Source organism: Acinetobacter sp. G18 (genome assembly GCF_052660225.1).
This window is the reverse complement of record NZ_CP109658.1, coordinates 457805-478081: the sequence shown is the minus strand read 5'-3', so window position 1 is coordinate 478081 and position 20277 is coordinate 457805. Positions and strand designations below refer to the sequence as shown.

Sequence of the window (20277 nt, the reverse complement as noted above, 5' to 3'; positions counted from 1 at the left end):
CTGCCCATAAATATTTTTATTAGCTAGTTTATTTAGCTTTAATATTTATAAAAAATAATCAAAAAAATAGGAAAAAATACATTGATCTTCAAACCATATATTATAAAAAAAATTATTATTTTTATGTCTAAATCAAAGTGAATATCTAATTGTCAAAACATTATAAGTATCAAATTATTTGAGTAGAAATATGCATTGACACTTTTTGAGATGTACCCAATACTAATTTTTAATTATTGAGAAGCATATCTCAATAATTGCCTAACGTAATAAATAAATACTTACTTAAAAATACATAAATACACAGGAAATAGACCATCATGTTCTTATTAAAAAATCTAGTAACTTCGATATCAAAAGTTACCCAAGACTTGGGTAATATTATATCGGTAAGCCCAATTGTAAATACAGGTTCCTCTGTTAACGTAAACGTTTCTGATATAAATATTGCTACTGGAAATGTTTCAACATCAGGCTTACTTTCTAATGTTGTTTCAACTGTAACCAATACCGTTTCTCACACAACAGACTTAGTTTCTGGTGTAGTCGGTACCGTAACAGGTGCTGTTGGTGGTGTAACTGGTGGCGCTACTAGCGGCAACCCAGTCGGTGCAGTAACTGACATCCTTGGCGGTGTAACTGGCACTATCGGTGGCTTGACTGGTGGTTTAACTGGCGGCGCTACTAGCGGCAATCCAGTTGGTGCAGTAACTGACATCCTTGGCGGTGTGACTGGCACTATCGGCGGCCTGACTGGCGGTGTCACTGGCGGCAATCCAGTCGGTGCAGTAACTGACATCCTTGGCGGTGTGACTGGCACTATCGGCGGTCTGACTGGTGGTTTAACTGGCGGTGTCACTGGCGGCAATCCAGTCGGTGCAGTAACTGACATCCTTGGCGGTGTAACTGGCACTATCGGCGGCCTGATTGGTGGTGGTACATCTCCTATTTCTCCAGTTGTTGATGTAGTTCAAGGCGGCATTGATATTCTTCAAGGCGTTGAAAGCTTAAAAACTGGTATTATTAATACAGCAATTAATACTGTTGCTGACACTGTAGTTGGCGTACTCCCTCAAACGGAACATCCTGTTACCGATATTGCTCATCTTGGCACTCTAACTTTTGAAACCTCTCGCGATACAGTCAATGGCGCATTAGAAACAGTATCTAATTTAGTAGGTGGCGACATTCAAGGAGCTACTCAATCTGCAACAGGTATTCTTGGGACACTTGTTAATAACGGTTCAACTGCAACAGGCATTTTAACTGACATCCTTGGCGGTGTGACTGGCACTATCGGCGGCTTGACTGGTGGTGTTACTGGCGGCAACCCACTTGGTACTGTTACTGACATTCTTGGCGGTGTAACTAGCACTATCGGCGGCTTGACTGGTGGTGTTACTGGCGGCAACCCACTTGGTACAGTAACTGACATCCTTGGTGGTGTGACTGGTACTATCGGCGGCTTGACTGGTGGTGTTACTGGTGGCAACCCACTTGGTACTGTTACTGACATTCTTGGCGGTGTAACTGGCACTATCGGCGGCTTGACTGGTGGTGTTACTGGCGGCAACCCACTTGGTACTGTTACTGACATTCTTGGCGGTGTAACTGGCACTATCGGCGGCTTGACTGGTGGTGTTACTGGCGGCAACCCGCTTGGTACAGTTACTGACATCCTTGGCGGTGTAACTGGCGGTATTATTGGTGGCGGCACATCTCCTATATCTCCAGTAATTGATGTGGTCCAAAGTGGTATCGATGTTCTTCAGGGCGTGGAAACTTTAAAAACTGGTATTATTAATACAGCAATTAATACTGTTGCAGACACTGTAGTTGGTGTGCTTCCTCAAACGGAACACCCTGTTACCGATGTTGCTCATCTTGGCACATTAACTTTTGAAACGTCTCACGATACAGTGAATGGTGCGCTTGAGGTTGTATCTGATTTAGTGGGCGGTAATATCCAAGGTGCAACTGATCATGCAACTGGTATTGTCAACACACTCATTACAAATGGTACAACTGCGACTGGTATTTTAACTGACATTCTTGGTGGTGCGACTGGCGCTATTGGCGGCGTAACTGGTGGTGTTGGTGGCGATAACCCACTCGGTGTAGTTACTGATCTTCTTGGTGGTTTAACTGGTGGCAATGCACTTGGTACAGTTACCGATATCATTGGTGGCGTAACTGGCGGTACAGCTGGCAGCAATCCTATTGGCATCGTAACAGATATCGTGGGTAGCTTAACTGGTGGTGTAACTGGCACAGGTAGCTCAGATGTTATTTCTGGGCTATTAGGTGGATTAACAGGTAACTTAGGAGGAGTAACTTCTACAGTATCAAGCGTAACAAATACGGTTCATACTTTAGTTCCTCAATCATTACTTACTGATAATTTCTTAGATAGCTCTTTACACACTCTTTAATAAAATTAAATAAAGCCACTATTTATAGTGGCTTTATTTTTGTATATATTTTTAAAGATTAATTAATATTAATGCATTTCCTGCCATTTATAATATTTCTTATGCGCTAACCCTAACATCGGATAATCATTAGGAGTATCACCATAAGCATAAATAGTAGAATATTTGGTTAAATCATATTTATTTTTTATTCTATTTACTTTTTCTAAATAACCACAATCACCATTAATAAAATTACCAGTCAAGACACCATTATGTATCTCAAGTTGATTACAAATAACATCTAAGTTTAATGACTGACACCAACTTTCTAAATAAACCCCTAACGAAGCAGATACAACAACAACTTGATCCCCTTGCTGTTTATGCCAGAGAATACGTTCTAGTGCATTTTCACGAATACAGGTAGGAATTACTTTGTTAGCAAACTCTTGTCCTATATGTTTCAGAGAATCGGCATTATAGCCAACATATCCCACCTGACAAAGCTTGGTCCGTATAGTTCTATCCGTTACCCAGCCAAACTTATAGCCCGCAATATAGGGTGCAAGTCGAATACCACCAAGTATTTGAGTTTTCCTGCTCAAAGAAAATTTAAGGAACAAACTAAAAGTATCGTTATGGGTTATCGTGCCGTCAAAATCAAATAAAGCCAGATTCATTTATGATTATCTCTAATATAATTAAAAAGTTATAAATTTAAATTTTTAAAAATTACTAAATAGCAGACACAAAAAAACCGCTATAAAAGCGGTTAATTCTTCAAGTTGGTGCGCTCAGAGAGATTCGAACTCCCGACCCCTTAGTTCGTAGCCAAGTGCTCTATCCAGCTGAGCTATGAGCGCGTAACTTGTGTGCCTTTCAGCGATTCGTTCTATTTTACTTGGTGCGCTCAGAGAGATTCGAACTCCCGACCCCTTAGTTCGTAGCCAAGTGCTCTATCCAGCTGAGCTATGAGCGCATTAAGTAAATGGCGGTGAGAGAGGGATTCGAACCCTCGATACCAGTAATAGGTATGCTTCCTTAGCAGGGAAGTGATTTCAGCCACTCATCCACCTCACCGGAACGAGCCGCCATAATACAAACTAAAACCCTATTGTTCAAGTCATCATAGTGAAATTTTCTTGTTTTTTAGTTCAATGAATTATTTTTTAAGCAATTTCCTTATTATTTTCATCTTTTTCGATCAAACGCTTGTTAAGATAGATATTATTTCTTCATTAAAATACAGTAGTGCATACACATTATTGCAAACCTAAACGTGCAGTTCGGGTCTGCATGACTTATGCTAAACTTATCTGCCAAGCGTGAAACCAAAAGACATGACAAAAAACTGGGCTGACCCCGAAGCGAAAGCTGAAGCTGAACGTTATGACAATCCGATTCCAAGCCGTACTCTTATTTTAGATACATTGGAGCAATTGCAGACACCACAATCCCATGCAGAACTTGTTGACCATTTTTATATTCAAGACCAGAAAAGTATCGAAGCTCTTAGTCATCGCTTAAGTGCAATGGTTCGTGATGGTCAAATCATGAAAGACGGGTTTAAGTTTCAGTTGGTGGCAGACCAACCCACTTATGAAGCGACTGTCTATATTAATAGTAAAGGTTTAGGTACCGCTCATATTGACGGCCAAAATGACCTTTTACTTCCTGAACGTGAATTACGCTTAGTCTTTAATGGTGATCGGGTTCGAGTTCGACAGACATCAGTAGACCGTAAAGGTAAACCGTGGGGTTTCATTACCGAGGTTCTACAGCACCGTGTAAAACAGTTAATTGGTAAATTGTCTATACACGACGGTGAATACTTTATTCAACCTAATAATCCAAATCAGCACCAACCGATTCCATTAGAAAAAGAATTAGTTGCACATGCCAACGCAAATGTTGGCGACATGCTTCGTATTGCTATAGATACCTACCCAACCCGTGAAGAGTTTGCAACAGCGCATATTATTCAATCTATGGCAGATAAAGCGGATACCGAAATTATTATCCCGCAGACCATTCTTGAGTTTGGCTTACCTTACGAATTTCCAGATGAAGTTATAAAAGAAGCTGAAAGTTTTAAAGAACCTTCTGCACAAGACCGTGAAGGTCGAGTTGATTTAAGAGATTTAGCGCTTGTCACAATCGATGGTGAAGACGCACGAGATTTCGATGATGCCGTGTATGCAGAAAAACGTCCAGGTGGGGGTTATCGCGTTGTAGTTGCAATTGCCGATGTGAGCCATTATGTGCGCTTAGATTCAGCTCTTAATGAGGAAGCGGAAGAACGTGGTACTTCGGTTTACTTCCCTCATTTTGTATTACCAATGCTACCAGAAGCATTATCAAACGGATTATGTTCACTTAACCCGCATGTAGATCGCTTATGTATGGTTTGTGACCTGAAACTCTCCCGTACTGGTCGTGTAACGGGTTATGAGTTTTATCCATCGGTCATGCATTCAAAAGCTCGTTTGACCTACACGCAGGTAGCGCAATACTTTGACGGCGCAACCGACGCAATTCCAAAAGATCGTGATATTCACAAATCGCTCAATACGCTTTTCCAGCTTTATCAGATTTTGAAAAATTTACGTGCTGATCGTCATGCAATGGAATTTGAAACCATTGAAACGTATATGACTTTTGATGAGCTAGGTGGAATTAAAGAAATTTTGCCTCGCACACGTAATGAAGCACACAAACTTATTGAAGAATGCATGTTGCTTGCTAACGTGGCTGCGGCTGAATATGCATTAGAACATGATGTTCCAATGTTATATCGCGTACACGAAGCGCCTGAGTTCTCACGTATTCAGAAAGTAAAAGACTTTGTAAAACTTCTTGGCTTACCGTTCCCTGACCAACCAACTCAAGCTGATTATCAAAAAGTTATTGAGGCAACTAAAGACCGCATTGATGCGCCAAGCATTCATGCAGTGTTATTACGCTCAATGATGCAAGCTTACTATGGTGCAAAAAATGCCGGTCACTATGGTTTAGCTTATGAAGCTTATACGCATTTCACCTCCCCAATTCGTCGCTATCCAGACTTATTATTACATCGCGCAATTAAAGCTCATTTAAAACAAAAGCCGTCCCCACTCTCGGGTGCAGCTTTAGACGATGCTGGTGAACATTTCTCTCAAACCGAACGCCGTGCAGATGAAGCCTCTCGCAGTGTAACGACTTGGTTGAAGTGCCACTATATGCAACAGCACTTAGGTGATGAATTCATTGGTATAGTAAGTGCTGTCACTGAATTTGGCCTATTTATTACCCTTAAAGACTTATATGTCGATGGCATGATTCATATTAGCCAGCTTGGCGATGACTTCTTTATTTATGATCAAGCGAGTCAAAACCTTATTGGACAAAATCGTGGTCAGGTCTTTGGTTTAGGTGATGAAGTTAAGATTCAGGTTGCTGGTGTAAATCTGGAAGAACGTAAGATCGATTTTCAACTTATTCAGCAAGTCACCCATGCTGGACGAGTAGTTCGCAGTCGTGCCCCACGTACAACCAGAACATCAACCCAAGCAACTGAAGAAGTTTTTGGTAAACCACCTACCACTTCGAATGATGGTGAAAAACCTGTCCGTAAAAAGAAGGAAAAAGGTAAACCAAGTTCATATACTAAAAAGTCTGGTAAAAAAACCACTACGAAAGCAGAGGCCAAGCCAGAAAAAGTAAAGAAAAAAGCGAAACCAAAAAAGAAAAAGTCGAATGCCAAATCTAAGGCTGACTAATTCATAGATGTTTCTATTCTTTGTTATTAAGCTCCCAAACATGGGGGCTTAATATTTTTAGAACGTTTATTTTCAATTTAAGCTTGATTTCCTGCCTAACAATACCTACATCTAATACTATGTTTAAAAAATAATGTGGCTATTAGCAATGACTTTACAGCAAGCGACTCTACCTACTCCCCGCTTTGACCAAATTACATTAGATAATTTAAAACAAGACATTCAACAAGCAATTCAAGCAGGACAAGAGTTCTTAAATACCCTTACGGCTGCACCATCCGAGACAGATCAGCAACTTGCCGTGCTTGAACAAATTGATGCACTTGAAAATAACCTTAGTGAATCATGGGGAGTGTTGTCACATTTAAATGCAGTGATGAGTAATGCTGAAACTAGAGAAGTCTATCAGTCACTCTTACCCGCTTTAAGTGAATATTACACTCAGCTTGGCCAACACACGGCGCTATACCAGACTTATCAATACATTCATGATGGTCAGAGCTATTCAACGCTAAGTCCTGCTCAACAAAGTGCGATCCGCCTCGCATTACGTGACTTCAAACTTTCTGGGGTTGCTTTAGAAGGTGAAGAGAAAAAACGCTACGCAGAGATTTCTGCACGACTTTCACAGCTTTCTTCTGACTTCTCAAACCATGTACTTGATGCGACACAGGCTTACTTTAAACCACTTACAGAAGACCAGTTAAAAGGTCTTCCAGAAAGTAATGTTGAGTTACTAAAGCAGTACGGTAAACAGCGCGAGCTTGACCAAGCTGTAGCAACTTTAGATTTCCCTGCTTATTTTGCAGTTATGACCTATGCCGATGACCGTGCATTACGCGAAGAGCTTTATAAAGCTTATGTCACTCGTGCATCAGATCAGTCTGAACAAACAGAGTTTGATAACAGCAAAATTATGGAAGAAATCTTGAGCCTCCGCCAAGAAATGGCAAAACTACTTGGTTTCAATAACTACGCTGAATATTCTCTTGCTAGCAAAATGGCACCTGATGTCAAAACAGTTCACGACTTTTTAGCGGACTTAGCTGAGCATGCACGTACACCTGCTCTTCAAGAAGTTGCTGAGCTACAAGCAATTGCCAAACAAGATGGAATTGACGAGCTCAAACCTTGGGACACGACCTACTATTCTGAAAAACTCAAACAGCAACAGTTCAATTTGTCTCAAGAAGCATTAAAGCCTTACTTCCCTGCTCCGAAAGTCATTCAGGGTTTATTCCATATTGTGCAGCGCTTATACGGCATTAATATCGTTGAACGTGAAGCTCCTGTTTGGCATCCAGATGCTCGTTATTTTGAGTTAGAGGACCAAGGCCAAGTGGTTGGCGGGTTCTTCTTTGATTTATATGCACGTACCGGTAAACGCGGCGGTGCATGGATGAGTGGCTTCCGCTCACGTATGCAAACTGTTCATGGTCTACAAAAACCAATTTGCTATATGGTGTGTAACTTCACTCCACCTGTGGGTAATCAGCCAGCCTTACTGACTCATGATGAAGTTATTACCTTGTTCCATGAGTTTGGACATGGCTTACACCATATGTTAACTGAAGTAGATAATATCTCGGTTGCAGGTACTCACGGCGTCGCTTGGGATGCAGTCGAGTTACCAAGTCAGTTTATGGAATTCTGGTCATGGGATAAAGAAAGTCTTGATGTTTTAAGTGAGCACATTGAGAGCAAACAGACCTTACCTCAAGAATTACTTGATGCTTTATTAAATGCGCGTTTCTTCCAATCTGGTATGCAAACTTTACGTCAACTTGAATTTGCACTGTTTGACTTAACTATTCACACCAAGACTCCTGCGTTGAATAGCGAGCAAATTCAGCAGACTTTAAATGATATTCGCAAGCAGTACGCAGTAGTTCCAACTGTTGACTACAACCGCTTCCAACATAGCTTTAGTCATATTTTTGCAGGCGGGTATGCGGCGGGTTACTACTCTTACAAGTGGGCAGAAGTTTTAGCAAGTGATGCATTTGACCGCTTTGAACATGAAGGTATTTTCAATACTCAAACGGGTAAAGAATTCCGTCAAGCAATTTTAGCTGTAGGTGGGAAAGATACTGCTCTTGAAGCATTTGTCAATTTCCGTGGTCGTGAACCAAAAATTGATGCATTGTTACGTCATCAAGGTTGGACGAACGACAACAAAACCGCTTAAACTATGGGCCTAAATTGATCGTGTGGTTAGGGTGATAAAGATGAAAAAACGTTTCATTGCTGGGGCTAAATGTCCAAAATGTGAAGCCATAGATCGGATTGTCATGCTAACCACCGCTGAAGACGAATGGATTGAATGTATCGAATGCGGTTATAGCGAAAATCGTCCGACTCATGTTGATGAACCGGAAACACCTGCTATACCTGATGAAGTTGGAGTAATACAGTTCAAGCCTCGTCGTTCTGACTAAAGGTCTTAGAGATGCCACTACAAAGAAAACAAAACTCAAAACTCTTGTGGATTTTAATTGGGGGCTTAAGCATTCTGGCAGTGCTTTTTTTCGCAGCACAATGGTTTTTTAAAAAAACTGAATCGCCAGCACCGATAGTCGATCCTCATCCTGTATCGACACCTGCTCCTGAAAAACCTACAGCACCAGCAAGTTCCGTACCTGTAGCTCAACCGCAAACTGCTAGTTCTCAGCAGCTTGTGAATGAAGATGTGCTCAAACAGCCTGTTCCAGCTCAAGAATCTTTAGCAAAAGAAGAAGTTTCTAAGCTCAATGATATCAACCATCAATTACAAGATCAGGAAGCGACTTTAAAAGCTCAACATGCTGATGCAGATCAACTTATTAAGCTAAAAGAAGAGCAAGTAAAGCTGCTCGAAGCTCAGGTTAAACAACAATAGCTTTTGCCTAAATCTAAAGATAACGTAAAAAAGCTAGTTCACCTTGAACTAGCTTTTTTTATTAATTAGAAACTGGCTTATTTAAAAACTCACCATAAAAAAACACCCCCTTAAAGAGAGTGTTTTTAGTAGGTTTCTACATTTTAAATTATTTGTACCAACCAAAAAGTTTCAGTACTAATGGAGCATAAGTTACCAATACCAACGATGAGAACAAGACAATAATTGGTAATAACCAGCGCTCATATCGATAATAGAAACTTGTGTATTTCTCTTTCGCTTCCGCATCCGCAGCATTGACCTCATCATCCCCAACGGATAACCGTGTTAATAGATGGTTTAAGGCAACTGGTGGTGTTACATAACCAAATTCGAATGCAACCAATACAATCATCCAGAAATGAATTGGATGAATACCATTTTCGTAAGCTACAGGAGCAATCGTTGCTGCTACTAAAATTACAGCACCAAATGGATCTGTACACATACCGATAATAGCAAGTAACAATGCAATACATGCCAGTGATATATAGATACTGCCTAAATGAGTTGGTAATAACTCAACCACTTCAGAGCGCTCAATTAAACCACCTACACTTGCAGACAATGCCATCAAAATAATTAAGGCACCGATATGCCCAACTGTTTCTGATGTCGCAAAACGCAATGCACCACCAAAACCAAGACGGAACTGCGAACTATGCGGATCGTGCGATTGCAAGAACGGAGATTTTTTCTCATGTTCACGAACAATTGCTTCATGAATATTTAAAGCTGGTGTCTCTTTAGGCATCACCAATTTATCGTACAAGATCATCGCAATCAGCACGAGTGGCAGAATTACTGGTGCAGTAAATTCGTTCATTCCGGTATCTAATGCATATTTATAAAATGCAAGAACAACAACTGTAATTAAGATATATGGAATAACGGGTACGAAAGCTCGTGCCATGCCTGGAAGTGCTACTTTCGGTGAGTTCACACGGAACTTTTCTTCTGCCAAGAAAAGAGATACACCCAAGAAAATAAATGCAGTTAACCAGAATACGTAAATACCATGTCCAAATAATTCATCAGATGTAACATGACGGCTGTCTAACATGGCAATTAAAACGACCAATAGACATGGACGTACCACAACACCTAATGAACCTGACATTGCAGATACAGCAAGTGCATACTGACGGCGAGCACCTGCATTCCAAACTTCCTTATAAATAATCGCACCGGCTGCAATAACGAAAATCCCTGATGCACCTGTATAAGCTGTTGGTACGGCAGCAGCAATCAGAATTAACCAAGTTAAGGTTTCTGGCGCTAAGTTCCATGGACGAAGTACATTTAAGAACAAGTCCATAACACGTGTTTGTGTAAGCAACATACCTGCCCAAATAAATAAGGCAAGATTTAAGAAGATACCTGAGAACTCAACCAATAAACCAAGGTAAATCCCTTGCCCCATTGGATAGTCCATAAAGAATGTGAAGACAATACCTGTAATTAGTGCCATATAAGCATATAAAGGCACAGAGAGTAAGGCTAAGCCTATGTTACCGCCTTCACGTTTTGGCGGAGGTGAAACAAATAATTGATACAGACTAATTAAGCTCAGAACAACAAACAGAATCATCCAGATCCAGTAAATCGTTACTGTTTCATAAGTAGGTGTTACCCCAGAATTAATGACAGAACGATACTGACTAATCACAGAAAAACTTAGTAGTGCATTACCAAGCAACATAAAGAGAGAATACACTTTGTAATCAATTTTTGTTGCTGGATTACGCAAGCCAATATGGTGATATTTCAATGATGCAGTAATTGCAGAAATTAAAACCATAAAGACCAGTAAAATGGCACGGTTCTCTGTACCAAATTTAAATATACCGAAGAAACCCGTTTCAATCGTACGGTATGTACGTACTCCCGGATTTGCCTCAATATATTTAATAGTTTTATCGTAGGCTTTATATTTATCTTCACATTGCTGCTGTGCGGCTTGTAAGGATGCACGGACATCACTTTCTGAGGCAGCACCAAAGAAGCTTGCGAAATCATCAGATGCATTCGCTTTCATTTGCTCTTTTACTTGAGCATCAATATTTGGATTTCGATCACAAGATGGCTTTTCAGGTTCAGCACGCAAAAATGAATATTGCATGCCTATCGCAGGATCACCATAAAGGCGCTCCCCGATACGTAATAATTGCCCGTGGATCATTTCCCCGGTACCAATTATCAGCGTCATTAATAGCAAAATGAGGATTACGAATGTTGAGATCCATTCGTTCCATATATAACCCAGCAGACCTAATCCAGATCTTTTTTCTTGATATTCTTGCATAAATATTCCAATTTTGTTCTCTCAAATCCCTCATAACAAAGGCTCTGAGTCATGCAATTTCCTTGGTCAGGGGTATCGTCCATCCCCTTTCTACCAATCCCTTTATTCAACGATCAAATTTGCATCAAACTTTATCAATAAAGAATGACTAAAATCTCTTTTTTAACAGTTTGTATTGTCAATCTTCCTACTTGAATCTCTGTATAAGCCAATAGCATCCCCCAAAGATCGCACCGCCTATCGCACCATACAAATGAGCTTCGGTTAAAACAGGACTACCAATCAGTTGTGCAGTGCCCGTTTGTCCAAAGGTGTTTTCCCAAACCAGTTTGGCAATAATTAGCCCTAAAACTAACAATGCAAAATTCCGTTCTTTGCGATATTGCAAATAAACTAGAGCAACGGCTGTATATAGCCCGTGAAGTACACCAGATAGGCCGGCATATGCATCGATATAAGGTAAATAAAAATAGAACACCAAGCTAATAAATGGTGGTAGAAGAAAAAGAAGAATTAAGATATGCCACACTTTGGTATGTGGAAATATGAAGGGCAAACATGCAAATGCCATCATATTTAAAAGGAAGTGAATCCACCCCACATGTACCCAATGCGCTGTCCACAAACGCCAAAACTCACCAAGTAAGCTTTCACGCCAATAAATAAAATAATCTGGAAATACTTGTAGACATGCAGAAACAGAAATGCACCCTGCGACCAAAAGCACTTTTTTATTGAGTACATGATCCTTCATAGCACACTCCTTTTAAAACTAGACTCCTTACGATTAATACGAAAAATAAGTAGCAACGCAAGGAGTTAGTTTCTTCAGATCTTTTTACTGTGCAGGTGCAGTTGCTGAGTCTGCTGGAACTTCTGATGCAGCCCCACCGTCAAATAACTCATCCAGTTCTGCTGAACCCTCGTTTTTCTCATCCCAGAAATGAGACATACCGCCGTCACCTGTACGAACGCCTGTATGCTCAGTCCAATAGCGGTCAGAAATACCACGAACAATTAAACCAGCCATGCTATCGATTAACTTAAAGTTCGGATTAACTGGTTTATCATCTGCTTGAGATGCTGCATAAGTTTTTAATGCATCACGGATTTTGGCGTCGTCACCACTCGCTTGAGCAGCTACAGCGTAGAGTGCATGCGATAAACGAACACCTTTTTGCTCACCGATTTGCACAGATTGCTTTAACGTCTCATACGGGTCTGGCTTACCTTCGTTAGCCCCTGGTAATAAAGTCCAGATCACCGCACGTGTTGCATTTGGTGCTCCCCAGAACTTTTGGTTATCAAGACAAACCATGCCACGTTCTACAATAGCAGCAATATCTTTCGGAACATTGACAGAACCACCTGAATTAATGTCATTTGTCACCGCTTGAAGGCCACTGATCATTCCAAGTAGATATACAGTCTGATCGGTATCGCTACGCATAGTTGGACAAGAGTCACCTAAATGGTACTTATATTTAGATTCCCAACGATCAGCGAATAATTTATAGCCCGTATATTGCCGCTCTGCAGCAATTGCAGCCCAACGCTTCTGCGCAATACGTGCATCTTGAGCTTCTGTTACTTGTCCTGCTTTTGAAGCGCGCAAATAACGTAACTCCTGTTCTAATGCTTGGTTTTCCGCACATACACCTGAAGCAGCATACATTAAGACAGCAACACGAGTAGGATCTGCACCCATCCCTTTAGTCGACATGATTGCAGGAGTTAAAGCACTACCAGTATTACAAACCATTTCAGCATCTTGCATTGCCAAAATAGGTGGAACGACGTGCTTTTCCGTAAAACCTAAAGCAACATTTGCTCCGCTTTTCACGACGTATGAACAACCTGATAAAACTGAAGCTGCAAGAAAACTCATCGCCAAACCTTGGCTTATTTTTTGGACTTTAGACATCTTCCTGTCCTCGATGTAATTTGTTTTTTCCTTTTCAGATGTACATTAGCAGATGCATATCTTGAATAAAAGAGTAATTACTCTAATTGTAGCGCTTATACTTTGACACACTTCACAGCAGATAAAATTGACAGTTTTTCAGGTAAACAAAAATTTTAGGCAAAAAAAAGTAGCATTGCGACGGTTCAGCACATGCTACTTATTAACTGGGATAAGCTTTTAACGGCTTATATTATTGTTGTTCTATATAATCCTTGAGTAAAGTTCCTGCTCTTCCTACTACTACAGCCATAACAACTGCAATTAACAGAAACATCCACATTGAAATCTCCATGAGAGACCTCCTTACTACATTCGCACCCAGTAAAAACCGGACACTTGATGAAATGAATCGATTAATCAATTAAACTATTGACTGACCGACGACCTTTGCATCCTCTGTCTCTTAACTTTGCTAAGATTAGCTTTATTAAGATGTTCCCTGAGTAAAGTTCCTGCTCTTCCTATCACCACTGCCAGAATGATGGCAATGACCAAGAACGACCATGTTGGCATCTCCATTTGAGACCTCCGACACACTTTACGTTGGTGTTTGTACTTTAACCGATAGAATAATAACCATATTGAGAAATTGTCGGACAATTAGCTTTCTTGCTATTTTTTCTGTATTTTAACTAGACAATTTATATTTTCTAAATAGAAATAAATCTTAATTAATTGATTTTTAATATTTTTAAATAAATATACAAATGTAGAATTGTCTAACAATTAATAGAATTTTTCTAAAGTCTTAAGCTGTTTCCATTGAGATAAGGACATTTGATCAAACCAAATAACAGAAGTTAATGTTTTATCACCCTTAAAATAGACCACTATGAAAATCTGATAATCAATTATTTTTAAAATTTCTACACGAGAAATGGTTTGTTCTGAATGAAAGCTAAGTGACCATAATTTCTGATCTAAATAAGCAATTTGAACGAGCTGTGGTCGCTTTAAAAAGAAAATAAAACTTATAAATAATAAACAGACCGTAACTAACCACCAGAGTATTGGTATCAGCTGATAAAACAGAGCTGCTAAACATAGGCCAATAAAAAACTGAAATATAATCGAAAAACGGCTATATTTCAGTTTAAAATTCAATTGGTTGATCAAAACTAATCAGCCATGAACATAATGCTTTAATTTATGAATAAAATCACGTAATTCTGTACGCGGCGGTTCAGATACTTCCATAAACCAGTCAAGTAAATCAGGATCTTCCTGCTCTACTAATTCAGCAAACAATGCTTTTTCTGCTGGATCTGCCTTTAAATAATAATTTTTCACATACGGGTCAAAATAGACATCAATTTCCTTTAAACCGCGGCGTGCGCGATAAACTACTTTACGTTCTTCCAAGGTCATTTCTTCAGACATTTATTTCCCCATCTGCGTTGATAGTGCGCCTAGTTTACCTGATCACATAAGAAAGTTCGCTAAAAATCTCAAATTGACCAAACTTATCACTTCATAGCTATAAATGAGCATTCATCACATTGTTAGACCTAATGAGCTTGCCTTATGTTTAGACTTATAACATCAAGCCCAAACCAAGGAAGAAATACAATGCAATCTGGTGCTATTCGTCCCATTCCAAATATGTTACCTCGCCATCTATTTAACGAAGAACATGAAGCTTTTCGTGAAACGGTACGTAAATTCTATGAGAAAGAAGTTGTACCAAATACTGAAAAATATGAAAAACAACAACATGTGGACCGAGATCTTTGGAATAAAGCTGGTGCATTAGGTTTACTATGCACCACCATGCCAGAACAATACGGTGGCTCAGGTGTGGACCGCTTATACAGTATGATTCTTATCGAAGAACAAGCATACGCGATGGACTCAAGTACAGGTTTCTCACTACATTCTGATATTGTCGCCAACTATATCAATAACTTTGGAAACGAAGAACAAAAGCAAAAATGGCTTCCGAAAATGGCAACTGGTGAAACAGTGACCGCAATTGCCATGACAGAACCAGGAACAGGCTCAGATTTACAAGCTGTTCGAACAACAGCCGTTCTTGATGGCGATGAATATGTGATTAATGGTTCAAAAATATTTATTACCAATGGCTACTTGTGTGATATGGCCATCGTGGTCTGTAAAACAGGCAACAGTGATAAAGGCTCTGCCAATTTATCACTTATTATTGTTGAAGCTGACCGTGCTGGTTTTACTAAAGGTAAACCACTCAACAAAATTGGCATGAAAGGTCAAGATACATGTGAACTCTTCTTTGATAACGTTCGTGTTCCTAAAGAAAATCTTTTAGGCATGGAAGGCATGGGCTTTATTATGCTCATGAAAGAATTAGCCTGGGAGCGTATGTTGGTTGCTATTATCTGCCAAGCTGGTGCAGAAGCAGCGTTTGCACATACTGTTCAATATACAAAAGATCGTAAAGCATTTGGCAAGCCAATTAGTGCTTTCCAAAATACACGTTTCAAACTCGCAGAACTACGTACTGAAATTGATTTCTGCCGTACCTATTTAGATCGTTGTATGGAATTACAACTTGAAGAAAAGTTGAGTATCGAAGCTGCCGCAGCTGCCAAATATAAAATTTCAGATATGTTCTCGAAAATAGTCGATGAATGTCTTCAATTACATGGTGGCTATGGTTACATGCTGGAATATCCAATTGCTCGTGCTTATATTGACCACCGAGCAAACCGTATTTATGCAGGCACCAATGAAATTATGAAAGAGCTAATCTCTAGAACACTTTAATACCAAGCATAAAAAAAGGAGGCTATTTGCCTCCTTTTTATTTCAAATCTTAAGACACTAGCTTTGGCTTACGTGTATTTACATCTGAATGTTTGTGAAAATGAAGAATGCCATCATCAAATTTAGCATTTTGTAATGACTTTCTATCTTCAAGATAATTATTGGTTACTTGCCATGGAGCATGCTTACCTTGTTTTGGAAGCTCATGAGCTGCACGACTAATATAACCAGAAGACAATTTACCCATTACAGTATCTTCTTCCATTTCGTTTTTATTACCCGTTGGAATAACCTCATCATAGTTATTCTTGTCCATATAGTTTAATAGACGGGAAATATAATCAGCTGCAATATCAACTTTTAATGTCCAAGATGCATTCACATAGCCAATAATCATTGCCATGTTTGGAATATCACTTAGCATAATACCATTGTAAAGCATATGTTCTGAGGAGTTGATTGGCTTACCATCAACTTTAGCTTGAACACCACCCATAATTTGGACTTGTAAACCAGTTGCAGACACTATGATGTCGGCATCAAGGTGTTTGCCTGACTTTAATTGAATACCCGTCTCTGTAAATTTCTCGATCTGATCAGTTTCAACACTTGCCTTACCTTCACGAAGAATCTTAAATAGATCACCATCAGGGACTACACAAAGACGCTGATCCCAAGGATTATAAGAAGGCGTAAAATGTTTCATATCCACTTTACCCTTAAGCTGCATTTCAATTGCTTTTAAGAGTAAACGACGAACTGTTTTAGGGTGCTTTTGTGACAATGCGTAAATTGCGCGTTGCATACCAATATTACGTGCACGCGTAAATTTATAAGCTGTTTCTTCAGACATAAATCTACGAGTTTTTTCATAAATGAAGTCAATAGAAGGAACTGTTGCAATGTAAGTTGGTGAACGCTGTAACATCGTCACATGACCTGCCCCACCTTTCGACATTGCAGGAACTAGAGTAATTGCTGTAGCACCACTACCAATAATTACTACTTTTTTACCTGTATAGTCTAAGTTTTCAGGCCAATGCTGCGGATGAATGAGTTGACCTTTAAAAGCATCTTGATTAGGGAAAGTCGGAGCATAACCTTGGTCATAATTATAATAACCAGTACAACCTACAACAAAGTTAGCTACCCAAGTCTGTTGCTTTTTATTGCTATCCTCGACAACAACATGCCATTTCTTTGAAGTAGAATCATAATTTGCAGAAAGCACACGATGACCAAAGTGAATCTTTTCTTTTAATTTGAACTCATCAATTACTTCACCTAAATAACCTTTAATTGAAGCACCATCAGCCAGTACATTTGCTTTACACCATGGTTTAAAGTTAAAACCAAATGTAGACATATCTGAATCTGAACGAATACCAGGATAACGGAAAAGATCCCAAGTGCCCCCAAAAGATTCACGACGCTCTAAAATTTCAAATTGGCGCTGCGGAGAGTTTTTAGATAGATGGGCAGCAACTCCGATTCCTGAAATGCCGGCACCAATGATTAGAATATCAACTTGCTTTTCCATTTTATTTTTATACCCATTGTTGAGAATATAACTTTATTAAAGCACAATTTTGACAATACACAATGTCAAGTTTGACCATTTATCCGTTTTTTTATGTCACTTTGGGACAATTTTTTATTTTTATAGCTTTTAGAAAATAAAAAAGACCGGCATAAAGCCGGCCTTTTTCGAATAATATCAATTATTCAGCTGAAGTATTCACTTCACGATCTACAAGCTCAACGTAAGCCATCGGTGCTGCATCACCAGCACGGAAGCCCGCTTTAAGAACACGTAGATAACCGCCGTTACGTTCTTTGTAACGAGGGCCGAGTACGGTAAATAATTTACCTACAGTTGCAGCATTACGAGTACGAGCAAATGCTAAACGACGATTTGCTACAGTATCGTTTTTTGCTAGAGTGATTAAAGGCTCAGCAACACGACGTAATTCTTTAGCTTTAGGAACAGTTGTTTTGATCAACTCGTGTTCAAATAAAGAATTAGCCAAGTTTTGGAACATCGCTTTACGATGGCTGCTTGTACGGCCTAATTTCACACCACTATTACGATGACGCATGGTGATAGTCCTACTTAATTAACGGCTACGATAGGCAAAACGGTCGTCCATACGAAGACTAGCTGGTGGCCAGTTTTCAAGACGCATACCGAGTTGTAAGCCTTTCGATGCCAAAACATCTTTGATCTCTGTTAACGATTTTTTACCAAGGTTAGGAGTTTTTAACAACTCAACTTCAGTACGTTGAACGAGATCACCAATGTAGTAAATATTTTCTGCTTTCAAACAGTTAGCAGAACGAACAGTAAGCTCTAGATCATCTACTGGGCGAAGCAAGATTGGGTCAACTTCTTCACGAGGTTCTTGAGCAACTGGAGTTTGATCTTTCTGAAGATCAACAAAAATTGCAATTTGTTGTTGCAAGATTGTTGCCGCTTTGCGGATTGCTTCTTCCGGATCAACCGTTCCATTTGTTTCAAGGTCGATTACCAGTTTATCTAAATCGGTACGTTGTTCAACACGCGCATTTTCAACGGTGTAAGAAACACGTTTAATCGGACTATAAGAAGCATCTAATTGCAAACGACCTACTGGACGTGTTTCACCTTCAGGGAAACGAGAATCAGATGTTTCATAACCACGACCTTGAGAAACTTTCAAGCGCATTTTTAATGAACCTGAAGCACTCAAAGTACCAATTAAATGATCTGGGTTAACCACTTCAACATTATGAGGTAAACGAAGGTCAGCAGCAGTAATATCGCCAGGACCTTGTTTCTCTAATGTTAAATAAGCTTCATTTTGATCGAACAGCTTAATAGACAATCCTTTTAGGTTCAGCAAGAGCTCGACGATGTCCTGCTGCAAGCCTTCTAAAGTACTGTACTCGTGCTCGACACCTTCTATCTCTACTTCAACCACAGCAGCGCCAGGTAAAGAAGACAATAGAATGCGACGTAAAGCATTACCTAGAGTGTGGCCAAAACCACGCTCTAAAGGTTCTAGAATCACTTTTGCCGAGGTCCCGCTTACCGCTTCGACCTTGATCGCTTGCGGAGTGAGAAACTCGTTTGCAGTACGCGTCATTATTGCTACCTCAAGGATTATTTAGAATACAATTCTACAATCAAGCTTTCGTTGATTTCAGCAGGTAAATCAGAACGATCTGGTGCAGCTTTAAACGTACCTTCAAGTTTAGAATGATCAACATCAATCCAAGCTGGAATACCACGTTGAGCAGCTAATTCAATCGCGTTTTTAATACGCAATTGTTGTTTAGCACCTTCGTGAACCGCAATTACATCACCCGCTTTAACTTGAATAGACGCGATGTTTACACGACGACCATTCAAAGTAATGCTACGGTGACTTACTAACTGACGAGCTTCTGCACGTGTAGAACCAAAACCCATGCGATAAACAACGTTATCAAGACGGCTTTCAAGCAATTTCAACAAGTTCTCACCAGTTGCGCCTTTAACACGAGCTGCTTCTTTATAGTAGTTACTAAATTGACGCTCTAACACACCGTAAATACGACGGACTTTTTGTTTTTCACGTAATTGTAGTGAATACTCAGATTGCTTACCACCGCGAGCCTGACCATGTTGACCAGGTGCTTTGTTAGCTTTTTTAGTTTTGACGTCAAATGGTTTAACGCCAGATTTAAGTTGCAGGTCTGTCCCTTCGCGGCGAGAGAGTTTGCATTTTGGACCAATATAACGAGCCATGAATGTTTCTCCTTACACGCGACGTTTTTTAGGTGGACGGCAACCGTTGTGAGGAATTGGAGTCACATCGGTAATGCTGTTAATCTTATAACCCACTGCGCCTAATGCACGAACCGCAGACTCACGACCTGGACCAGGACCTTTTACAAGGACGTCTAGGTTTTTCAAACCGTAATCTAAAGCTGCTTTACCAGCAACTTCAGCAGCTACCTGAGCAGCAAACGGAGTTGATTTACGTGAACCACGGAAGCCTTGTCCACCTGAGGTAGCCCAAGCCAATGCATTACCTTGACGATCGGTAATCGTAACAATGGTGTTATTAAAAGACGCGTGAATGTGTGCAACACCTTCAGAGACGGTACGAGTGACCTTCTTGCGTGTGCGAGTATCTTTAGCCATCTTT

17 protein-coding genes and 3 tRNA genes are annotated in these 20277 nt (G+C 39.9%); 6 read left to right on the top strand and 14 right to left on the bottom strand.

Going from position 1 to position 20277, the window contains the following annotated elements; all coding sequences use genetic code 11:
• Positions 1 to 320 precede the first annotated feature (320 nt).
• On the top strand, positions 321 to 2432 hold the full coding sequence (locus NE363_RS02310; RefSeq protein WP_445535750.1) for a hypothetical protein: 2112 nt from the start codon (positions 321 to 323) through the stop codon (positions 2430 to 2432).
• Positions 2433 to 2500: 68 nt separating this feature from the next.
• On the opposite strand, the gene NE363_RS02305 is transcribed toward NE363_RS02310, so the two are convergent.
• From NE363_RS02305 to NE363_RS02290, 4 genes are all read right to left on the bottom strand, one after another.
• Positions 2501 to 3094, bottom strand: a complete 594-nt coding sequence (locus tag NE363_RS02305; protein WP_191012187.1) for an HAD-IB family hydrolase — start codon at positions 3092 to 3094, stop codon at positions 2501 to 2503.
• A 106-nt stretch (positions 3095 to 3200) separates the two neighbouring features.
• A tRNA-Arg gene (locus tag NE363_RS02300) sits at positions 3201 to 3277 on the bottom strand.
• A 39-nt stretch (positions 3278 to 3316) separates the two neighbouring features.
• Positions 3317 to 3393 (bottom strand) — tRNA-Arg (locus tag NE363_RS02295).
• Positions 3394 to 3403: 10 nt separating this feature from the next.
• Positions 3404 to 3494 (bottom strand) — tRNA-Ser (locus NE363_RS02290).
• A gap of 260 nt (positions 3495 to 3754) precedes the next feature.
• Here NE363_RS02290 and rnr point away from each other — a divergent pair.
• The 4 genes from rnr to NE363_RS02270 all read left to right on the top strand — a co-directional run bounded on the left by rnr (position 3755) and on the right by NE363_RS02270 (position 9053).
• Positions 3755 to 6175 carry a ribonuclease R gene (rnr, locus tag NE363_RS02285; RefSeq protein WP_445535749.1) on the top strand — a complete coding sequence of 807 codons (2421 nt, stop codon included), beginning with the start codon at positions 3755 to 3757 and terminating at the stop codon, positions 6173 to 6175.
• 133 nt (positions 6176 to 6308) lie between these two features.
• A complete protein-coding gene (locus NE363_RS02280; RefSeq protein WP_151760875.1) occupies positions 6309 to 8363 on the top strand; it encodes a M3 family metallopeptidase in 2055 nt (684 codons plus the stop codon).
• 40 nt (positions 8364 to 8403) lie between these two features.
• Positions 8404 to 8613, top strand: a complete 210-nt coding sequence (locus NE363_RS02275) for a YheV family putative zinc ribbon protein (RefSeq protein ID WP_002049754.1) — start codon at positions 8404 to 8406, stop codon at positions 8611 to 8613.
• Between the two features lie 11 nt (positions 8614 to 8624).
• Positions 8625 to 9053 carry a hypothetical protein gene (locus NE363_RS02270; protein WP_004705403.1) on the top strand — a complete coding sequence of 143 codons (429 nt, stop codon included), beginning with the start codon at positions 8625 to 8627 and terminating at the stop codon, positions 9051 to 9053.
• 148 nt (positions 9054 to 9201) lie between these two features.
• Here NE363_RS02270 and NE363_RS02265 read toward each other — a convergent pair whose 3' ends face one another.
• The 5 genes from NE363_RS02265 to NE363_RS02245 form a co-directional block, all read right to left on the bottom strand.
• Positions 9202 to 11397 (bottom strand): TRAP transporter large permease subunit, encoded by a 2196-nt coding sequence (locus NE363_RS02265; RefSeq protein WP_308964504.1) that lies wholly within the window; start codon positions 11395 to 11397, stop codon positions 9202 to 9204.
• Between the two features lie 187 nt (positions 11398 to 11584).
• Positions 11585 to 12151, bottom strand: coding sequence for a rhombosortase (gene rrtA, locus NE363_RS02260; protein ID WP_004705397.1), 567 nt, complete (start codon positions 12149 to 12151; stop codon positions 11585 to 11587).
• Positions 12152 to 12235: 84 nt separating this feature from the next.
• Positions 12236 to 13321, bottom strand: coding sequence for a hypothetical protein (locus tag NE363_RS02255; RefSeq protein ID WP_019457778.1), 1086 nt, complete (start codon positions 13319 to 13321; stop codon positions 12236 to 12238).
• A gap of 768 nt (positions 13322 to 14089) precedes the next feature.
• Positions 14090 to 14479 carry a hypothetical protein gene (locus tag NE363_RS02250; RefSeq protein ID WP_025469244.1) on the bottom strand — a complete coding sequence of 130 codons (390 nt, stop codon included), beginning with the start codon at positions 14477 to 14479 and terminating at the stop codon, positions 14090 to 14092.
• Between the two features lie 6 nt (positions 14480 to 14485).
• Positions 14486 to 14743, bottom strand: a complete 258-nt coding sequence (locus tag NE363_RS02245) for an FAD assembly factor SdhE (protein WP_002049719.1) — start codon at positions 14741 to 14743, stop codon at positions 14486 to 14488.
• A 189-nt stretch (positions 14744 to 14932) separates the two neighbouring features.
• On the opposite strand from NE363_RS02245, the gene NE363_RS02240 reads away from it, so the two are divergent.
• The gene (locus tag NE363_RS02240; RefSeq protein ID WP_004705390.1) at positions 14933 to 16105 is read left to right on the top strand and encodes an acyl-CoA dehydrogenase family protein; all 1173 of its coding nucleotides are present in this window, start codon (positions 14933 to 14935) and stop codon (positions 16103 to 16105) included.
• Between the two features lie 49 nt (positions 16106 to 16154).
• Here NE363_RS02240 and NE363_RS02235 read toward each other — a convergent pair whose 3' ends face one another.
• From NE363_RS02235 to rpsK, 5 genes are all read right to left on the bottom strand, one after another.
• Positions 16155 to 17645 carry a flavin-containing monooxygenase gene (locus tag NE363_RS02235; RefSeq protein ID WP_174742825.1) on the bottom strand — a complete coding sequence of 497 codons (1491 nt, stop codon included), beginning with the start codon at positions 17643 to 17645 and terminating at the stop codon, positions 16155 to 16157.
• 181 nt (positions 17646 to 17826) lie between these two features.
• Positions 17827 to 18204, bottom strand: a complete 378-nt coding sequence (rplQ, locus tag NE363_RS02230) for a 50S ribosomal protein L17 (protein ID WP_002049717.1) — start codon at positions 18202 to 18204, stop codon at positions 17827 to 17829.
• An 18-nt stretch (positions 18205 to 18222) separates the two neighbouring features.
• A complete protein-coding gene (locus NE363_RS02225; RefSeq protein ID WP_004705386.1) occupies positions 18223 to 19230 on the bottom strand; it encodes a DNA-directed RNA polymerase subunit alpha in 1008 nt (335 codons plus the stop codon).
• A gap of 17 nt (positions 19231 to 19247) precedes the next feature.
• Positions 19248 to 19874 carry a 30S ribosomal protein S4 gene (gene rpsD, locus NE363_RS02220; protein ID WP_002049716.1) on the bottom strand — a complete coding sequence of 209 codons (627 nt, stop codon included), beginning with the start codon at positions 19872 to 19874 and terminating at the stop codon, positions 19248 to 19250.
• A 12-nt stretch (positions 19875 to 19886) separates the two neighbouring features.
• Positions 19887 to 20273: a 30S ribosomal protein S11 gene (rpsK, locus tag NE363_RS02215; RefSeq protein WP_001040166.1), complete on the bottom strand. Its 387-nt coding sequence runs from the start codon at positions 20271 to 20273 to the stop codon at positions 19887 to 19889.
• Between the last annotated feature and the right edge of the window lie 4 nt (positions 20274 to 20277).